13 protein-coding genes and 2 pseudogenes are annotated in these 18345 nt (G+C 73.1%); 8 read left to right on the top strand and 7 right to left on the bottom strand.

The genetic code is table 11. From position 1 onward, the window contains the following. Positions 1–19 precede the first annotated feature (19 nt). The 4 genes and pseudogenes from OG974_RS08240 to OG974_RS08225 all read right to left on the bottom strand — a co-directional run bounded on the left by OG974_RS08240 (position 20) and on the right by OG974_RS08225 (position 3214). Positions 20–430 (bottom strand): oligopeptide/dipeptide ABC transporter ATP-binding protein, encoded by a 411-nt coding sequence (locus tag OG974_RS08240; RefSeq protein WP_371645995.1) that lies wholly within the window; start codon positions 428–430, stop codon positions 20–22. Next, positions 346–1860, bottom strand: coding sequence for an ABC transporter permease subunit (locus tag OG974_RS08235; RefSeq protein ID WP_371645993.1), 1515 nt, complete (start codon positions 1858–1860; stop codon positions 346–348). Before OG974_RS08235 ends, OG974_RS08240 begins: the two co-directional genes overlap by 85 nt. Then, positions 1857–2816 (bottom strand): annotated as a pseudogene (locus OG974_RS08230) (ABC transporter permease). Before OG974_RS08230 ends, OG974_RS08235 begins: the two are co-directional and overlap by 4 nt. Next, positions 2813–3214: a hypothetical protein gene (locus OG974_RS08225; protein ID WP_327282009.1), complete on the bottom strand. Its 402-nt coding sequence runs from the start codon at positions 3212–3214 to the stop codon at positions 2813–2815. Before OG974_RS08225 ends, OG974_RS08230 begins: the two are co-directional and overlap by 4 nt. Before the next feature lie 14 nt (positions 3215–3228). On the opposite strand from OG974_RS08225, the pseudogene OG974_RS08220 reads away from it, so the two are divergent. The 5 genes and pseudogenes from OG974_RS08220 to OG974_RS08200 all read left to right on the top strand — a co-directional run. Beyond that, positions 3229–3597 (top strand): annotated as a pseudogene (locus tag OG974_RS08220) (agmatine deiminase family protein); the annotation flags it as partial. 159 nt (positions 3598–3756) lie between these two features. Then, complete coding sequence (locus OG974_RS08215; RefSeq protein WP_327282008.1) at positions 3757–4119, top strand: hypothetical protein; 363 nt, start codon at positions 3757–3759, stop codon at positions 4117–4119. A 138-nt stretch (positions 4120–4257) separates the two neighbouring features. Continuing rightward, the gene (locus OG974_RS08210; protein WP_328761813.1) at positions 4258–5163 is read left to right on the top strand and encodes an oxygenase MpaB family protein; all 906 of its coding nucleotides are present in this window, start codon (positions 4258–4260) and stop codon (positions 5161–5163) included. A 33-nt stretch (positions 5164–5196) separates the two neighbouring features. Beyond that, complete coding sequence (locus OG974_RS08205; protein ID WP_329312789.1) at positions 5197–7272, top strand: tetratricopeptide repeat protein; 2076 nt, start codon at positions 5197–5199, stop codon at positions 7270–7272. After that, on the top strand, positions 7269–8870 hold the full coding sequence (locus OG974_RS08200) for an NAD(P)/FAD-dependent oxidoreductase (RefSeq protein ID WP_327282005.1): 1602 nt from the start codon (positions 7269–7271) through the stop codon (positions 8868–8870). Before OG974_RS08205 ends, OG974_RS08200 begins: the two co-directional genes overlap by 4 nt. Before the next feature lie 13 nt (positions 8871–8883). Here OG974_RS08200 and OG974_RS08195 read toward each other — a convergent pair whose 3' ends face one another. Both OG974_RS08195 and OG974_RS08190 read right to left on the bottom strand, forming a co-directional pair. Beyond that, positions 8884–9345, bottom strand: a complete 462-nt coding sequence (locus OG974_RS08195; protein WP_327282004.1) for a nitroreductase family deazaflavin-dependent oxidoreductase — start codon at positions 9343–9345, stop codon at positions 8884–8886. Between the two features lie 212 nt (positions 9346–9557). Next, a complete protein-coding gene (locus OG974_RS08190; protein ID WP_371645989.1) occupies positions 9558–11513 on the bottom strand; it encodes a serine hydrolase in 1956 nt (651 codons plus the stop codon). A gap of 146 nt (positions 11514–11659) precedes the next feature. Here OG974_RS08190 and OG974_RS08185 point away from each other — a divergent pair, with 146 nt between their 5' ends. The 3 genes from OG974_RS08185 (at position 11660) to OG974_RS08175 (ending at position 15694) form a co-directional block, all read left to right on the top strand. Next, positions 11660–12775: a nitronate monooxygenase family protein gene (locus OG974_RS08185; RefSeq protein ID WP_327281999.1), complete on the top strand. Its 1116-nt coding sequence runs from the start codon at positions 11660–11662 to the stop codon at positions 12773–12775. 5 nt (positions 12776–12780) lie between these two features. After that, the gene (locus tag OG974_RS08180; protein ID WP_327281998.1) at positions 12781–14361 is read left to right on the top strand and encodes an acyl-CoA synthetase; all 1581 of its coding nucleotides are present in this window, start codon (positions 12781–12783) and stop codon (positions 14359–14361) included. A gap of 199 nt (positions 14362–14560) precedes the next feature. Continuing rightward, positions 14561–15694 (top strand): ionic transporter y4hA, encoded by a 1134-nt coding sequence (locus OG974_RS08175; protein WP_327281997.1) that lies wholly within the window; start codon positions 14561–14563, stop codon positions 15692–15694. 54 nt (positions 15695–15748) lie between these two features. On the opposite strand, the gene OG974_RS08170 is transcribed toward OG974_RS08175, so the two are convergent. Then, the gene (locus tag OG974_RS08170) at positions 15749–18208 is read right to left on the bottom strand and encodes a penicillin acylase family protein (protein WP_371645986.1); all 2460 of its coding nucleotides are present in this window, start codon (positions 18206–18208) and stop codon (positions 15749–15751) included. Between the last annotated feature and the right edge of the window lie 137 nt (positions 18209–18345).

Here is an 18345-nt window from a genome sequence, read left to right as displayed (position 1 = left end):
GGCCGTCCCCGGTACGGACTCAGCCACGGCCGGCGCTTCCCGCGACCTGGTCGGCGACGAGGTCGCCGTGATGGCAGGAGACACGGCGGTCCGGACGGTCCGCCGACGGGAGCAGGGCCGGCGCCTGCCGGGTGCAGAGGTCCGTCGAGTACAGGCAGCGGGCCGCGAAGGGACAGCCGGTCAGCTCCTCGCGCAGGCTCGGCGGTCGGCCCTCGATGGCCGCGAGCCGGCCCTGCGGGGCGTCCAGGCGCGGGGTCGAATCCAGGAGCGCGGCCGTGTACGGGTGGCGCGGCCGGGCGAACAGCTCCTCGGCGGGGCCGGTTTCGACGATCCGGCCCGCGTACATCACGTACACGCGGTCGCTGATGGCCGCGGCGAGTCCGAGGTCGTGGGTGACGAAGAGCAGTCCGGTGCCGAAGCTCTCGCGCACTTCGCCGAGGAGCGCCACCACCTCCCCTGGGTCGTGACGTCCAGGGCCGTGGTGGGTTCGTCGGCGAGGATCAGGGCGGGGTCGCCCATGAGCGCGGCCGCGATCATGACGCGTTGCAGCATGCCGCCGGAGAGCTGCCCCGGGTACTTGCGCAGCGCGTCCGCCGTGAGGCCCACGGCCTCCAGCATCCGTACCGCCCGCGTCTCGGCGGCGTCCTTCTTCATCCGGGCGTTGCGGCGCAGGCTCTCGGTGAGGAAGTCCCCGACCCGGCGCATCGGGTTGATGGCGGCCCTGGGGTCCTGGAAGATCATCGCCGCCGTGCTGGTGCGCAGGACGCGCAGCTGCCCCGGGTTCATGTCCAGGACGTCGTCGCCGACGACGCGCACCGTCCCCTGCGCCGCGGCACCGGGCGGAAGCAGGCCGAGCACGCTGCGGGAGGTGAGGCTCTTTCCGGAGCCGGATTCACCGACCAGCGCGACGGTCTCCCGGACTCCGACGCTCAGATCGACGCCGTCGAGGACGGGCCTGGCGGTGTGCAGCAGGCGCAGCCGCAGCGCCTGGATGTCGAGGGTGTTCATCGGTCCCTCCTGGCGACCTTGTCGGCCCAGCGCTCGCCGACCACGTTGAAGGCGACCACGGTCAGCACGATGGCGGCGCACGGCACGATCGCCGAGAGCGGGTAGCCGGTCTGGATGGCGGTCTTGCCAATCGAAGACCATGCGGCCCCAGTCGGGGGTCAGGGCGGGTACGCCCAGGCCGAGGAAGGAGAGGCCGGCCAGGTCGATGAGGGCGTAGCCGAAGTTGATCGTGGACTGGGCGAGGACGACGGGGGCGACCCCCGGGACGACGTGGCGCAGGCAGATCTGCAGCCCGGAGTGGCCCTGTACCCGGTACGCCTCCACGTACGGGCGGGCCCGTTCGGCGAGGACGAGGGAGCGGGTGAGCCGGCTGACGTACGGGAGGTACGCGACGGCCAGCGCGATGACGGGTGCGAGCAGCCCTTCGCCGTAGACCGACACGATCAGGACGGCCAGCAGCATGCCGGGGAAGGCGAAGACCAGCTCGGTGCTGCGGGACAGTACGGAGTCCAGCCAACCGCCCCGCCAGGCGGCTGCGGTGCCGATGGCGACACCGGCCAGGGTGGAGAAGACGACCACCCCGAGCGGGCCGAGGAGCGAGGTGCGGGCGCCCAGGACCAGGCGGGAGAGCGTGTCGCGGCCGGAGGCGTCGACCCCGAGGAGGTGCTCGGCGGACGGCCCGGCCAGGGCGTTGCCGAGGTCGACGGCGTTCGGGTCGTACGGGGCGATCCAGGGGGCGAGCAGGGCGATGACGACGACCGTGCCGACGAAGCCCAGGCAGAGCACGGACAGGGGTGCGCGGGAGGTCCGGATCCGGGCAAGGCCGGGCCGGCGCAGCAGGGTCGCGGTCATGCGGTCGCCCTCCCCGGCCCGAAGGTGACCCGGGGGTCGACCAGCGGATGGAGCAGGTCGACGAGGAGGTTCACGGTCATGAACAGCGCGACCATGATGAGGGAGATGGCCTGCACCGTGGGGAAGTCCTTGGTGGTGGTGGACAGTTCGAGGAGTTGGCCGATGCCGCCGACGCTGAACGCCGACTCCACCAGGACGGTGGTGACCAGCAGTGTGGAGACGATCAGCCCGCCCGTGGTGAGCACGGTGCCCAGCGCATTGCGGAACACGTGCCGCCGGATCACCAGGTGCTCGGCGACCCCGCGGCTGCGGGCCACGGTGACGTGCTCCTGGCCGAGTACGTCGAGCATCGCGGTCCGGGTGACGCGGGCGAGCATGCCGATCAGGTAGAGCGCCAACGCGACGGCGGGCAGCGTCAGGTGCCACAGCATCTGGACGGGCCCGTCGCCGGTGCCCCCGGTGGGGAACCAGTGCAGTTTCACCGCGAACAGCCCCTGGAGCAGGACCGCGGCCACGAACGACGGGGTGCCGATGGCGAAGGTGGTCGTCACGAGGATCGTCGAGTCGGCGGCGCCGCCGCGGACCGCGCCGATCCAGCCCAGCAGCAGACCGAGTGCGAGGACCAGGACGAGCGCCATGGAGATCAGCAGCAGGGTGCTCGGCAGCCGGTCCGCCAGCAGCCGGGACACGTCGGTCCGCTACGTGATCGAGCGCCCGAAGTCACCTTGCAGCACCTGGCCGAGCCAGCGCAGGTACTGCACTGCGAACGGCTCGTCCAGGTGGTACTGCGCGTTGATCGCCCGCAGCGCCTCCGGGGAGGCCGACCGCCCGGCGAGCAGGAAGCTCGCCGGATTGCCCGGCGCCATGTACATCGCGCCGAAGATGACGAAGGAGGCGCCGAACAGGGTGGCCGCCATTTCGGCCAGCCGCCGTACGGCGAATCTCAGGAAACTCATCGCGCGCCCGCCCCGACGTCGGCGGCCCACGGGTAGTACAGGTAGGAGATGGTGGTGGGTGCGCCGGTGATCCGCTTGTTGAGGAAGACGGCCGTGGGCCATTCGGCCACGGGGATCCACAGGACCTGGTCGGCGGCCTTCTTCTGCAACTGGGCCGCCGCCGCCGTGCGCCGGGCCGGATCGTACTCCGCGCGGGCCTTGGAGACGAGGTCGTCGTAGGCCGGATCGCTGTAGCCGGCGTAGTTCTGGAAGGCCCCGGTCTGGAAGTTGCTCAGCAGGTCCATCGGATCGGTGATGGAGTCGTAGTACGTCTCGGGGAACATGTCGAGGCCTTCGCGGGCCTGAGGGTCGGTGAACAGCGCCGTGAAGGCGTTCGGTGCGATGGTCTTCAGCCGCACGTCCAGCCCGATCAGCGTTTCCCGGCAGCCCGCCCGACGTGTGGTCGCGGGCGGCCGACCAGGCGAGGACGGTGTTCAAGGACGCGACCGACGCGCGCGGCAAGCGCTTGGAGGTCATCGACCTGCCGCAGCCCGACCTCGACAGGATCACCGGCCGGGGCGATGCCTTCGTGTCCACCTACGCGAACTTCTACGTCGCCAACGGCGCCGTCTTCATGCCCCGGTTCGGGGACGCCGCGGCCGACGACCGGGCGAAGGGGATCCTCCAGGAGCACTTCCCCAAGCGCGAGATCGTGCCCGTGAAGATCGACACCATCGCCTCGGGCGGTGGCGGCATCCACTGCTCGACGCACGACCAGCCCGGCAAGCCGGCGGCCGAGTAGCCGGACGGTCGGGGGCGCACGGTGGTGCGGCTCGGGGTGGATGTGCTTCTGCACGCCGGGGTCCGGGCCCCTGACACACAGGTCGGGCGACGGCCAGACTCGGTCGGCCACGGGCCTTCACGGCCCGTGCCGCACCATCGAGCGAGGGGGATCACGCACGTGACGTTCATCCACAACCAGCGGCTCCGGCGTTGGGGGCGCACGGCCGCGGTCGGAGCGGCCGGTGCCGTTCTGGCCCTGGCAGCCACCACCCCGGCCGAGGCCGCCTCTCCGAAGACCAACAGCCTGACACCCGCGTACGACAGCCCCTTCGCTCCGCAGGCCCTCATCGGCGGCATCTTCGGCGGGGCACCCGTGACCATGCGCTGCTGGCGCGACGGGGTGTGGGCCAACGGCACCAACCGCTGGTTCCTCGTCGAAGGGGCCGGATACAACCCGTACAGCGGGCGGCTGAACTTCGTCCGCGGCTTCGTATCAGCCAACAAGATCACCAATCAGGTCAGGGTCGACCGCTGTCCCTGACCCGTCGCGCACCCCTGCTCCGGCCCGCCGTGCCTCGGTAGGCTGGAGCGGAGGGGCGGCCCGGCGGCACGAGGGAGTTGCGGGCGCTACGGCGGTCCAGGCGTTTCGGGCGCCCCGCGCGACACGGGAGGTACGGGAATGGCCGCGACCCGGGACGGCGCACCGACCCCGCCGGACCCGGGGCTCTACGGGCCCGCGTCGGTCACCTGGCAGTGCCACGGCGACCCGATCATGTGGATCGCCGGAATCCGCGCGCTCTACCTCCAGGCGCTGCACCCCCGCGCGGTCCGCGGGGTCATGGAGAACAGCGACTTCCGCTCCGACGCCTGGGGCCGGCTCCTGCGCACCGCCGACTTCGTCGGCACCCTCACCTACGGCACCACCGAGGCCGCCGAGCACGCCGGAGCCCGCGTCCGCCGGATCCACAGCACGCTGTCCGCCACCGATCCGGCCACCGGCGAGCGGTTCCCCGTCGACGACCCCGAGCTGCTGCTCTGGGTGCACTGCGCGCAGATCGACAGCTTCCTGCACGTCCTGCGCCGCTCCGGTGTCCCGCTGACCGCCGCGCAGGCCGACCGCTACGTCGAGGAGAACCGTGTGAACGCCCGCCTCGTCGGTCTCGACCCGGCCCGCGTTCCGGCCGACACGGCAGCCCTCGCCGGGTACTTCGAGGAGGTCCGCCCGGAGCTGGCCGCCGGACCGGACGCCCGCGCCGTGGACGACTTCCTGCGCAATCCGCCCACCCATGCCCTTCTCGTCCCTGGCCGAAACCTGCTGTGGCGCCCCGTCGTGGCTCTGGCCTACGGTTCCCTCCCCGGCTACGCGCACCGGCTGTACGGGCGGACGCCGCCGCCGGAGCCGGTCATCACCCGCCGCCTGCGCCTCACCGGTACCCTGCTGCGCAGCATTCCCGCAGGTCTGCGGTGGCAGCTACCTCCAGGTCACATCTTGAAAGCGATGCACCGCATGGGCCCCGGGAGTCGCCCCTCGGCGTACACACTGCGTACATCAGCGGCCATACTGGACCGGCCGGGGAGGGCATAGGACGGGGCACGACAACGGGGGCGGCTTTAAGACATGGCGGAGTCCAGACTGATCCAGGGCCGTTACCGGTCACTCGATCTGATCGGGCGCGGCGGCATGGGCGAGGTGTGGCGCGCCCGGGACGAGTCGCTCGGCCGGCAGGTCGCCGTGAAGTGCCTCAAACCGCTCGGGCCCGAGCAGGACAAGCACTTCGTCCAGGTCCTGCGCGAACGCTTCCGCCGCGAGGCGCGCGTCGCTGCCTCCCTCCAACACCGCGGCGTCACCGTCGTCCACGACTTCGGCGACGACAGCGCTGCGGGCGGCCCCCTCTACCTCGTCATGGAACTCCTCGACGGCCGCAACCTGAGCCAGCTCATGGAGGACAACGAGGCGCGCCCGCTGCCCGTGGACGTGGTCGTCGACATCGCCGAGCAGCTGGCCGCCGCCCTCGGCTACACCCACGACCAGGGCGTCGTCCACCGCGACCTGAAACCCGCCAACATCATGCGGCTCGCCGACGGCACGGTGAAGATCTGCGACTTCGGCATCGCCCGCCTCGCCCACGACATCGGTTTCACCGCCAAACTCACCGGCGGCGGCATGGCCATGGGCACCCCGCACTACATGTCCCCCGAGCAGATCGCGGGCGGCGAGGTCGACCACCGCAGCGACCTCTACTCCCTCGGCTGCGTCCTGTACGAGATCGCCACCGGCGCCCCGCCCTTCGACCTGGGCGACTCCTGGTCGGTGCTGGTCGGCCACCGCGACAACGTACCCGTTCCGCTCCGCGAGCACCGCCCCGAGCTGCCCGAATACTTCGAGCAGGTGGTCCTGGACCTGCTGGCCAAGCGCCCCGAGGACCGCCCCGGCGATGCCCGCCACCTGCACCGGCGGCTCGTCGAGGCGCGCCTCGGCCCGGGGGGCCTGCCCGGTGCCCAGGCCCCCCTGCCCGCGTGGGCCCGCGGGATGACCGCCGGCCGCAAGGCGGGCATCGACGCGCGCCCCGCGAGCGGCGCATGGGCCGTGCTCACCGGCTCCTGGACCGCCGGACGCCCCGGCGGCGGGCACCGGATCGAGCGCCCGGCCGCCACCGAGGACCCGCGGCTCACCGCGCCGTACGGGGTCGCGTACGCGTTCGCCTCCGACGGGAGCGGCCTTCGGGGAGCCGGCCCCGATGCGCTCGCCGCCGGCCACACCCGGGCGTTCGCCCTCAGCCGCGCGGGCCGTCCCGAGGAGGCCCTGGCCGCGTACGAAGCCGTCGCGGAGGGGCGCACCGGGGCACTCGGCGCCGACCACCCGGACACCCTCGCGGCGCGCCAGGAGGCGGCGTACGAACTGGGCCGGCTCGGACGCCACCGCGAGGCCCACGACGTCTACCGCGCGGTGCTCGTCGCCCGGGAGCGCAGCATGGGCCCGCTCCATCCCGACACTCTGCGCTGCCGCCACAACCTCGCCTGCGCCCTCGGGGCGCTGGGCCGGTTCGCGGACGCCCACCGCACCGCCGCCGAGGTCGCCGCCGACCGGGCGGCCGTCCTGGGCGCCGAGCACGCGGACACGCTGCTGACCCGGTACGAGGTCGCGTACGCGCTGGGCCGCCTCGACCGCTGGCAGGAGGCCCTGGACGGGTTCGGGCAGGTCGCCGCCGTTCGGGAACGGGTGCTGGGCCGGGACCATCCGGACACCCTGGCCGCCCGCTACGAGGTCGGCATCGCGCTCGGCCGGACCGGGCACGCCGCCCAGGCCCTGGACCTGTTCCGGGGCCTGGTCCGCGACCGTACCCGGGCGTACGGCGCCGCGGACCCCGAGACGCTCCGCGCGCGGCACGTCCTCGGCGTCAACCTGGGCCGGCTGGACCGCTGGGAGGAGGCGGTGGCAGAAGCCCGGCAGGTGGCCGCGGCCCGGGCCAAGGCGCTCGGCGCCGAGCACCCGGACACCCTCGTCAGCCGCCGCGAACTGGCCGTCGGGCTGGGCCGGCTGGGCCGCTGGGACGAGGCCCTGCCCGTCTACCGGGACCTCTCCGGCATCCGCGAACGCTCCCTCGGCGACGACCATCCGGACACGGTGGCGGCCCACGCCGACGAGGCCCACTGCCTGGAGCGGCTCGGCCAGGTGTGCTACCAAGAGCCATGACGAGCTTCGGGCACGATGTATACGACGACGTGATCGTGGGCGGCGGGCACAACGGACTGGTCGCCGCCGCGTACCTGGCCCGGGCGGGCCGTTCGGTGCTGGTCCTGGAGCGGCTGGGGAACACCGGAGGCGCCGCGATCTCCACCCGCCCCTTCATCGGTGTCGATGCCCGGCTCTCCCGCTACTCGTACCTCGTGTCCCTGCTCCCCGCGAAGATCGTCCGTGATCTGGGGCTGGAGTTCGCCGTCCGGGGGCGCACCGTCTCCTCGTACACGCCGGTCGAACGCGACGGCCGGCCCGGCGGGCTCCTCGTCGGCGGCGGCGAGTCCCGCACCCGCGAGTCCTTCGCGCGGCTGACCGGCTCGGAGCGGGAGTACGAGAGCTGGCGCGCCTTCTACGGGAGGACCGGTCGGCTCGCCGAGAAGGTGTTCCCGACGCTGACCGAGCCGCTGCCCACGCGGGCGGAACTGCGGGCCCGGATCGACGACGAGGAGGCCTGGCGGATGCTGTTCGAGGAGCCGCTCGGGCGGGCCGTCGAGGAGCACTTCACCGACGACCTGGTCCGGGGCGTCGTGCTCACCGACGCCCTGATCGGCACCTTCGCGGACGCGCACGACGCCTCCCTCGCGCAGAACCGCTGCTTCCTGTACCACGTCATCGGCGGCGGCACGGGCGACTGGAACGTTCCGGTCGGCGGCATGGGTGCGCTCACGGACGCGCTCGCGGCGGCGGCCAGGGCGGCCGGGGCCGAGATCGCCACCGGCCACGAGGTGCTCCGCATCGAGACGGACGGGCGGACCCCGGCCGAGGTCACCTTCCGTACGGCGACCGGCGAAGGGCGGGTCGTCGCGCGGACCGTGCTGGTCAACGCCTCACCGCAGGCCCTGGCCGAGCTGCTCGGCGAGGCGGCGGCGGAGCCGGCGGCGCGGGCACCCGAGGGGGCGCAGCTCAAGGTCAACATGCTGCTGCGCCGGTTGCCGCGGCTGCGGGACACCTCGGTGGACCCGCGCGAGGCCTTCGGCGGTACGTTCCACATCGCCGAGGGGTACGAGCAACTGGCCCGGGCCTACGCCGAGGCCGCCACCGGGGAACTGCCGTCCGTACCGCCCTCGGAGATCTACTGCCACTCGCTGACCGATCCCTCGATCCTCGGTCCGGAGCTGGTGGCGCAGGGGTACCAGACGCTCACCCTGTTCGGCCTGCACACCCCGGCCCGGCTGTTCAAACACGACAACCGGGGGGTGCGCGAGGTGCTGCTGGCCGGCACGCTCGCGCAGTTGGACGCGCACCTGGCCGAGCCGATCACCGACTGCCTGGCCTTCGACGCGGACGGCCGCCCGTGCATCGAGGCGAAGACCCCGCTGGACCTGGAGCGCGAACTGCGGCTGCCCGGCGGGCACATCTTCCACCGGGACCTGTCCTGGCCGTACGCCGACCCCGCCGAGGACGGAGAGGGGGCCGCTCGGGGCGGGGGAGACCGCTGGGGTGTGGGGACCCCGTACGCCAACGTCCTGCTGTGCGGCGCGGGCGCCGTGCGCGGAGGCGGCGTCAGCGGGGTCCCCGGCCACAATGCGGCGATGGCCGTGCTGGGGCACTGACCGGGGACCGCCGCTATGCGGAGGGTCCGGCCGCCTCGATGACGACGATCGGGATCTCGCGGTCCGTCTTGCTCTGGTACTCGTCGTACGCGGGCCAGTGCTTCACCATCACGGGCCAGTAAGCGGTGCGCTCCTCGGCGGTCGCCGTGCGGGCCGTGCCCTGGAGGACCTTCGGGCCGACCTGGATGCGCACGTCGGGGCGGGCCGTCAGGTTCTTGTACCAGAGCGGGTGTTCGGGGTCGCCGCCCTTGGAGGCGACGACGAGGTAGCGGCCGTCGGCCTCGCCGTAGATCAGCGGGGTGCGCACGGCGTTGCCGGAGACCCGGCCCACGGTGGTGAGCAGCAGGGTCTGGGTGCCGTTCCAGTACTGGCCCTCGGCCCCGTCCGATCCGACGTACTGCTTGACGTGGTCGAGCTGCCAGGTGCCCTGCTTGGGGTCCTTCGGGTGGTCCCAGTCGATGTCCGCGGTCGCCATGTCCGTGTACCTGCCTTCGGTTGGGCTGCTTGCGGGAATTGAACAGTCAACGAAACTCAACGACTACCAACGGAGGTGGGCACGGTTTTATGCCCCCGGTCGTGGCGTGCGCTCCGGGAGCGTGAACCCGTCGAACAGGTCGTCCAGCGCGCGCCGGGTGGCGGTGGCCGGCGCGGCCCGTTCTGCCTGGTCCGCGAAGGCCGGCCGAACGGCTAGTCCGTCGACCGGGTCCAGCCGATGGCCTCGATGCGGGACGCGTCGGCCGGGCGGTCCTCCGTGAACAGGAGCCGGGCCGGTTCCGCCACCCGTACGACGTCCACGTACACCCCGCGCCCGACGTAGCGGCCGGTCGCGGCGTGCCGGAAGCGCAGCTGGACCGGGCGCCCCGCCCAGGCGGTGAGCGGGGCTTCGAGGCGGTGCCAGATCCGGCCGGACCAGCCGCCGGCGCTGCCCCGGGGCCACTGCTCGGGGGTCCCGCCCGTCGAACGCTGCGTGCTGAACGGCAGCAGCTCCCACGACTCCCCGTCGGCCGAGGCCTCCAGGTGGAAGGCGCCCTCGCCGGGCACGGTGTCCCACCACACGGCGCAGCGCAGCCGGGCCGCGGCGGTGGCCGGGGCCAGCGGCGGCAGGGTGAGGGTGCCGGACCCGCCGGTCTCCATGCCCGAGTACCAGGCCGGGCCGCCGTGCTTCGTACGGACCGGGACGGCGCGGGCGAAGCGGTTGCCGACCGCGACCCGCGGCGCGCTGCCGGCCCGCCACGTGCGGACGGGGTGGACGGAGTTGCCGAGCAGGACCAGGAAGGAGTCGGTGGAGGGGTCCAGGACCAGGGAGGTTCCCGTGAAGCCGGTGTGGCCGGCGGAGTGCGGAGTGGCCATGGCCCCCATGTACCAGTGCTGGTAGAGCTCGAAGCCGAGTCCGTGGTCGTCGCCGGGGAAGGCGGTGTTGAAGTCGGTGAAGAGCAGCTCCACGGAGGCGGGGCGCAGGATGCGACGGCCGGCGTACACGCCGCCGTCGAGGAGGGTGCGGGCGAGGACGGCCAGGTCCCAGGCCGTGCCGAAGACGCCGGCGTGGCCGGCGACGCCGCCGAGGGCGTGGGCGTTCTCGTCGTGGACCTCGCCCCAGACCAGTCCGCGGTCCAGGCCGGACCAGGGGGGCCGCTGCACTTCGGTGGCGGCGGTGACGCGGCGCCAGGAGAACGGCGGGTTGTAACGAGTGCGGTGCATCCCGAGCGGAGCAGTGATCTCGTCCTGGAGCAGGAGATCGAGGGGGTGACCGGTGATCCGTTCCAGGAGCAGCTGAAGCGCTATCAGGTTCAGATCGGAGTACCGGTACACCGTCCCCGGGGGTTCCTGCGGGCACACCGCCCACAGCATCCGCAACTGCCCCTCGCGGGTGGACTGCTGGTAGAACGGCGCCCAGGAGCGCAGCCCCGAGGTGTGCGTGAGCAGCTGACGGACCGTGATCAGCTCCTTGCCGCCGCCGGTGAACTCGGGCAGGTACCGGTCCACCGGAGCCTCCAGCTCCAGATTGCCGCGCTCCATCTGCTGCACGGCCAGCAGTGCAGTGAACAGCTTGGTCAGCGACGCCAGGTCGAAGACGGTGTCCTCGGCCATCGGGATGCGCTGCGCCGCCGGGAACTCCAGGACCCGGTCGGTGCGGCCGTCGTAGTCCGCGTACCGGACGGCCTCGCCCATGGCGCGGTGCAGGGCGATCGTGCGGCCCCGCCCGGCGAGCACCACGGCCCCGGCGTAGTAAGGACGTTCGGGGGAGGGGCCGAGGAACCGCCGGGCCTCGTCGGCCGCCGCCTCTAGGTGTTTCTCGACCAGTCCGGCCTGTCGCGGCGACCCGTACCGCAGGCGCAGCCCCTGGAGTGCGCGCCGCTCGGCCGGATTGCCCGCGGCCCCCGCGGCCCCGGGCAGCGCGGCGTGCAGCACGAGCACCCCGCCGAGCGCCAGCAACCGCCCTGCGAGCCGCCGCCGACTCAACCCCGGCCCGCGCGCGCCCGGCCGCACCTTCGGCTCGTAGCCGCCGGCTGCGTCCGGGACGTCCCCGACCGCGGCCCCGACCGCCGGCCCCTCCGGTCCGACGCAGCCGCTTCCCGCCCCGTCGGCGGGGGACGCCGACGCTCCTGCGGCGACCTCCCTGCCCGCCGCCCCGTGGTCCTCCATGACCGGTCCTCCCGTCAGCCGCCGCACCCTCCCGAAGTATCTGCCCGCCGGCACGGCGGGCCCCGCACCGACCGGCCCCCAAAGAATCTGACGATGCATCAGGAAATCTCTTCCCTCGGCCGCCGGGCTGCGGCATGCTGCCGACCATGGAGACGGAGCTGAGCAAGAAACTGGGAGTCGAGCACGCCATCTTCGGCTTCACGCCCTTTCCGGCGGTCGCCGCGGCCATCACCCGCGCCGGCGGCTTCGGCGTCCTCGGCGCCGTCCGCTACACCGCCCCCGACGACCTCAAACGCGACCTCGACTGGATGCAGGAACACACCGACGGCAAGCCGTACGGCCTCGACGTCGTCATGCCCGCCAAGAAGGCCGTCGACGGCATCAGCGAGGCCGACATCGAGGCGATGATCCCGGCCGGGCACCGCGCCTTCGTACGCGACACCCTCGCCAAGCACCACGTGCCCGAACTGGCCGAGGGAGAGGCCTCCGGCTGGCGGATCACCGGCTGGATGGAGCAGGTCGCCCGCAACCAGCTCGACGTCGCCTTCGACTACCCCATCAAACTCCTGGCCAACGCCCTCGGTTCCCCGCCCGCCGACGTCATCGCACGCGCCCACGACCACGGCGTCCTCGTCGCCGCCCTCGCCGGCAGTGCCAAGCACGCCCGCCGCCACGCCGAAGCCGGCATCGACGTCGTCGTCGCCCAGGGCTACGAGGCCGGCGGCCACACCGGCGACATCGCCACGATGGTCCTGGTCCCCGAGATCGCCGAGGCCGTCGCCCCGCTCCCCGTCCTCGCCGCCGGCGGCATCGGCAGCGGCGAGCAGATCGCCGCCGGCCTCGCCCTCGGCGCCCAGGGCGCCTGGCTCGGCTCCCTCTGGCTCACCACCACCGAAGCCGACCTGCACTCGCGCGCCCTCACCGAGAAGCTGCTCGCCGCCGGCTCCGGCGACACCGTCCGCTCCCGCGCCCTCACCGGCAAACCCGCCCGCCAGCTGCGCACCGAGTGGACCGACGCCTGGGACGACCCCGACGGCCCCGGCGCGCTCCCGATGCCGCTCCAGGGCCTGCTGGTCGCCGAGGCGGTCTCCCGGATCCAGAAGTACGAGGTCCAGCCGCTGCTGGGCACCCCCGTCGGCCAGATCGTCGGCCGGATGAACTCCGAACGCAGCGTCCAAGCCGTCTTCGACGAGCTCACCGGCGGCTTCGAGCGCGCCATCGACCGCATCAACCGCATCGCCGGCCGGGCCCGAAAGGTGTGATCAGCATGAGTGACCAGCCCGTAGCGGGGTCCCCCCGGACGATGCCCGGGGGAGGATTCTGGGCGCAAGCCGCCGCCGACCCCGAGCGCACCGTACTGATCACCCCCGAGGGCGAGGAGTGGACCGCCGGCCGGCTGCACGCCGACGTCAACCGCCTCGTCCACGGACTGCGCGCCGCCGGCCTGCAGCGGGGCGACGTCTTCGCCGTCGTCCTCCCCAACGGCGTGGAGCTCCTCACCGCCTACCTCGCCGCCTCCCAGGTCGGCTTCTACCTGGTCCCGGTCAACCACCACCTCGTCGGGCCCGAGATCGCCTGGATCGTCTCCGACTCCGGCGCCAAGGTCCTCATCGCCCACGAGCGCTTCGCCGACGCCGCCACCGCCGCGGCCGACGAGGCGGGCCTGCCCGCGAGCCACCGCTACGCGGTCGGAGCCGTCGCCGGCTTCCGCCCGTATGCCGAACTCCTCGGCGGGCAGTCCGCGCAGCCCCCGGCGGAGCGCACCCTGGGGTGGGTGATGAACTACACCTCCGGCACCACCGGGCGTCCGCGCGGCATCCGCCGCCCGCTGCCCGGCAAACTCCCGGAGGAGACCCACCTCGGCGGATTCCTCGGGATCTTCGGCATCCGCCCGTTCGACGGCAACGTGCACCTGGTGTGCTCCCCGCTGTACCACACCGCCGTGCTCCAATTCGCGGGCGCAGCCCTGCACATCGGACACCCGCTGGTCCTGATGGACCGCTGGACCCCGCAGGAGATGCTCCGCCTCATCGACGGCCACGCGTGCACGCACACCCACATGGTCCCGACGCAGTTCCACCGGCTCCTCGCCCTCCCGCAGGAGACGAAGGACGCGTACGACGTCTCCTCGATGCGGCACGCCATCCACGGGGCCGCGCCCTGCCCGGACCACGTCAAGCGGGCGATGATCGACTGGTGGGGCACCTGCGTGGAGGAGTACTACGCGGCCAGTGAGGGCGGCGGAGCGTTCGCCACCGCCGAGGACTGGCTGAAGAAGCCCGGGACGGTCGGCAAGGCCTGGCCCATCAGCGAACTCGCCATCTTCGACGACGACGGCAACCGGCTGCCGCCCGGTGAACTCGGCACCGTCTACCTGAAGATGAACACGGGCGGCTTCAGCTACCACAAGGACGAGGACAAGACGGAGAAGAACCGCATCGGCGACTTCTTCACGGTCGGCGACCTCGGGCTGATGGACGAGGAGGGGTACCTCTTCCTCCGCGACCGCAAGATCGACATGATCATCTCGGGCGGGGTGAACATCTACCCGGCCGAGATCGAGTCCGCCCTGCTCACCCACCCGGCGGTCGCCGACGCCGCCGCCTTCGGCATTCCGCACGCCGACTGGGGCGAGGAGGTGAAGGCGGTCGTCGAACCGGCCGAGGGTTTCGTGGCCGGGGACGCCCTCGCCGCCGAGATCCTGCACCACTGCGAACGGCAGCTGGCCGGCTTCAAGCGGCCGAAGTCGGTCGACTTCATCGAGACGATGCCGCGCGACCCGAACGGCAAGCTGTACAAGAGGCGGCTGCGCGACCCGTACTGGGAGGGCCGCGAGCGCGCCGTGTGAGCGGCGCGCACGGGGCGCAGCGCGGCCGGGCGCGGCGGAGCGGGGCCGGGCGCGGCGGAGCGGGGCCGGGCGCGGCGGAGCGGGGCCGGGGTCCCGCTCCGCCGCGCCACGCCCGAACGTGCGTGAGAAGTGCCACGTCAGGGCCCCGGATGCGCACCATGTGCCGCACTTGGAGGACAGTTCTGGCAAGTTGGCCGATATGAGTACGGCAACCCGCAAATTCTCCCTTATCGACTGGACTGTCATCGTCCCCGTGGTGGCGCTCCTCGCGCTCGTCTTCAGCTGGGGACGCGATCTGCCCGGATTCGCCGTGGGCCTGGTCGCGCTGTGTCTCGCGGGAGCGGTGCTGGCGGCCGTCCACCACGCCGAGGTCGTGGCCCACCGGGTGGGCGAGCCCTTCGGCTCGCTCGTCCTGGCCGTCGCCGTCACCGTCATCGAAGTGGCCCTCATCGTCACCCTGATGGTCGGCGGCGGCGACAAGACCGCCTCCCTCGCCCGGGACACCGTCTTCGCCGCCGTCATGATCACCTGCAACGGCATCGTCGGGCTGTCCCTGCTCGTCGGCGCCCTGCGCAACAGGGTCGCCGTCTTCAACGCCGAGGGCTCCGGCGCGGCCCTGGCCACCGTGGCGACCCTGGCCGTCCTCAGCCTGGTCCTGCCGACGTTCACCACCAGCAAGCCGGGGCCGGAGTTCTCCACCGCCCAGCTGACCTTCGCCGCCGTCGCCTCGCTCGCCCTGTACGGACTGTTCATCGCCGTCCAGACGGTCCGCCACCGGGACTACTTCCTCCCCGTCGCCACCGGGGTCACCCAGCCCGGCGCGAAGGAGGCCGACGATGACGGCGGCGGCGACGGGCAGCACGCCGCGCCGCCCACCGCCCGCGCCGCCCTGGTCAGCCTCGGCCTGCTGTTGGTCGCGCTCATCGCCGTCGTCGGCAACGCCAAGGCCGTCTCGCCCACCATCGAGGCGGCCGTGATCGCCGCGGGCCTGCCCAACGCCGTCGTCGGGGTCGTCATCGCCCTGTTGGTGCTCGCCCCCGAGACCCTCGCCGCCGTCCGCGCCGCGCGCCGCGACCGCGTCCAGACCAGCCTCAACCTGGCCTACGGCTCCGCCATCGCCAGCATCGGCCTGACCATCCCCGCCATCGCACTGGCCTCCATCTGGCTCTCCGGCCCGCTGCTGCTGGGCCTCGGGCCGATCCACATGGTGCTGCTCGCCCTGACCGTCGTGGTCAGCGCCCTCACGATCGCACCCGGCCGGGCCACTCTGCTCCAGGGCGGCGTCCACCTCGTGGTGCTGGCCGCGTACCTGTTCCTCGCCGTCAGCCCCTGAACGCACGCGGCGGGACCGGACGATCCTGCCCCGCCGCGCACCGCCCGGCGGAGCTCAGCGGCGCTCGCGCGGCCGGACCACCTTCAGCTGCGGCGAGGTCAGGATGTCCCGCTCGCAGAACCGCGAGGTCACCCACCGCTCCTGGGAGAACAGTCGGGTCTGGTCGGCGTAGTACGGCGAGGCCGGGTTCGACGACTGCCCGTACGTCAGCAGCGTGCGCGCCACCGGGCAGCGGCCGCCGTCCCAGCCGACCGCCTGGACGTGGCTGGAGCCGTGCACGACCTCGGGGTAGCCCCCGGCCGCCGCGTTCCACGACGCCTCGACCTTGTTCCACACGCCCAGCGCCTCGGTACCGCCCGGCACCGGCAGCCGCTGCCCGCCGCGCACCACGAACTGGTGCTCGCCGAGCGGCGCGTCCAGCGCGATCCCGGCCGCCGTCAGCTCCACGACCGCGTCCGCGAGCGCCCGACCGATCCCGGGCGCCGCCTGGTTGAGCGTACGGGGAGTGTGGACGGGATCGGCCGCCGAGAACGGCACCAGCCACAGGTCCTTGGCCGCCGTGCCCGCCGTGAGCCTGCGCCAGAACCGGTCGAAGAGCAGCGCGCCACGGCTGCCGGTGTCGGCCGTACGGTCCCAGCCCGCCAACACCGGGCAGGCCGCCGAGACGTCCACCGACCGGCCGTCGCTCGCGGTGGCCGCGCCGCCGGGCAGGGCCGCGCAGGCCTTCGCCGCGTCGGCCGCCGCCAGATCGCCGGCCGGGACCCGGTTCGCGAACTGCTGCTCCTGGAGGTCGGCCACGGTCAGCCGGCCCTTCCCGGCCATCGCCGCCACGTCCTCGACGGCGCCGCGGGTGCGCAGCGACCGCGGGGTGCCGGTATTGCCCCAGATCCGCTCGTACCCGGTCAGTGGCCGGTCGGCATTGGCCAGCCAGGCGCTGTCGTTGGAGTTCTCGGCGTACGGGGCGTCGCGCAGCGCCGGTGCCTTCGCCGGACCGAACACCCCGGGCTGCACCGCGTCCGGATCCGAGCCGGGCGCGCAGTCACCGCGCGCACCGTCGAGGACCGCGAGCCCGGACGCCGGGTAGGTGGCCCGGCCGAGCGGGGTGGAGCAACGGGCGGCGAGCTCGTCGGTGATCCGGGGGAGCACCTGGGACTGCGTGAACAGCGTGCCGCCGGCCGAGTCCGCGGCGACCGTGTTGACCCAGGGCAGGCCCTGGGTGCGCCGCAGCGCGTCCTGGATCCCGGCGACCGAGCGGGCCTTGCCCATGGCGAGGGCGGTGTCGGAGCCGCGCAGGTTGGCCGCGTTCGGGTCGTTCAGCGCGTAGGCCGTGCCGGTCGTCCACGGCAGCGGGAGGCCCGGGCCGAGGCCCGTGACCACGGGTCCGTAGCGGGTCCACCACTGGGTGCGGGTGACGGGAGCGGCACCGGCGACGCGGACGCTGACCGTGCGCTGCGTCATCTTCTCCGGCGTGCCGTCGACGAGATAGACGGTGGGGTCGGCCGGGTCAAGGGTGAGCTGGTGCAGGTTGACGGGGGTGCCGGTGGCCACGGTGTGGCTCCAGGCCACCTTCTCGTTGAAGCCGATGTTGACCACGGCGGTGCCCAGCAGGGAGCCGCCGGACACGTTCAACTCGCCGGGTATGGTCTGCTGCGACTGCCAGAACCGGCGGCCGCCCTGCCAGGGGTAGTGCGGGTTCCCGAGCAGCAGGCCCCGGCCGTTCGCGGTGGTGGAGCCGCTGAAGGCCACCGCGTTGGAGCCCATGTCGTAGCGGCTCGTGTCGAAGAAGGCCCGGGCCGCCTCGGCGAGTGCTGCCGGGTCGCCCTCGGCGGGCCCGGTACGGGCGGCCCCACCGACCGTCCGGCCCGGCGGCTGCGCCGCAGCGATGTCGTCGACGGCGCGCCCCTGGCCGCCGAGCACCGAGACGGCGAAGCCGCGGGAGGCCACGTCGAGGGTGGTGACCGGGTGCACCCAGGCGGCGCCCTTGCAGGCCGGATCGGTGATCTCGTTCTGGGCGAGCCAGGCGTTGTACCCGGCCGCCCAGCCCCGCATCAGCTCCTTGAGGTCCTTGCTGGGTCCGGCCGGGGCGGGCGTGGCGAGGAGCTTCTCGACCGTGGCGGACTCCCGCACCCCCTTGAAGTACAGGTCGCTGGAGAGGTTCCTCGTCGCCGAGGACAGCGAGCCGTCGGGCGCCGCGACCGCGCCGAACCAGCGCGAGCGCTCCCCGGCCACGGTCACGAACCCGTCGGCCAGGACGCAGACCTGGTCGGCTGCCTGGGCCCAGCCGCTGCCGAATCCGAGGTGCGCGTAGTCCTGGGCCAGGATGTGCGGGATGCCGTTCTCGGTGTACCGGATGACGGCGGACAGGCCGCCGCCGGACGGCCCGCGGTCGGCGGCGTCCGTCGCGGCCGAGGCCTGAGGGGCCGCCGCGGTGACGGCGAGCAGGGCGGCGCCGGCGAGAGCGGCGCGCCGCAGCAGCGGGCAGGTGCGGAGTTTTCCGTGGAAAAAGCGCAACATGATCTCCCAAGTAGCCTGTGGCGGGGCGTGGTTGCCCGTGGTGCAGGCGGTGCTTGCGTGCCCCCACACTCATGCAGGCACCCTGATGATCTGTCAACATCCCGTTTGGTATCCCGGTTGTTCCGGTTCTTGACCTC

This window comes from Streptomyces sp. NBC_00597 (assembly GCF_041431095.1).
GTDB lineage: Bacteria > Actinomycetota > Actinomycetes > Streptomycetales > Streptomycetaceae > Streptomyces.
This window is presented reverse-complemented; position numbering and strand designations above follow the sequence as displayed.

Excerpts from the sequence above, each read along its gene's own strand:
- OG974_RS08235 (WP_371645993.1), bottom strand. The coding sequence starts at position 1,860 with ATGACCGCGACCCTGCTGCGCCGGCCCGGCCTTGCCCGGATCCGGACC.
- OG974_RS08210 (WP_328761813.1), top strand. The coding sequence starts at position 4,258 with ATGGCCGCGACCCGGGACGGCGCACCGACCCCGCCGGACCCGGGGCTC.
- OG974_RS08205 (WP_329312789.1), top strand. The coding sequence starts at position 5,197 with ATGGCGGAGTCCAGACTGATCCAGGGCCGTTACCGGTCACTCGATCTG.
- OG974_RS08200 (WP_327282005.1), top strand. The coding sequence starts at position 7,269 with ATGACGAGCTTCGGGCACGATGTATACGACGACGTGATCGTGGGCGGC.
- OG974_RS08195 (WP_327282004.1), bottom strand. The coding sequence starts at position 9,345 with ATGGCGACCGCGGACATCGACTGGGACCACCCGAAGGACCCCAAGCAG.
- OG974_RS08190 (WP_371645989.1), bottom strand. The coding sequence starts at position 11,513 with ATGGAGGACCACGGGGCGGCGGGCAGGGAGGTCGCCGCAGGAGCGTCG.
- OG974_RS08185 (WP_327281999.1), top strand. The coding sequence starts at position 11,660 with ATGGAGACGGAGCTGAGCAAGAAACTGGGAGTCGAGCACGCCATCTTC.
- OG974_RS08180 (WP_327281998.1), top strand. The coding sequence starts at position 12,781 with ATGAGTGACCAGCCCGTAGCGGGGTCCCCCCGGACGATGCCCGGGGGA.
- OG974_RS08175 (WP_327281997.1), top strand. The coding sequence starts at position 14,561 with ATGAGTACGGCAACCCGCAAATTCTCCCTTATCGACTGGACTGTCATC.
- OG974_RS08170 (WP_371645986.1), bottom strand. The coding sequence starts at position 18,208 with ATGTTGCGCTTTTTCCACGGAAAACTCCGCACCTGCCCGCTGCTGCGG.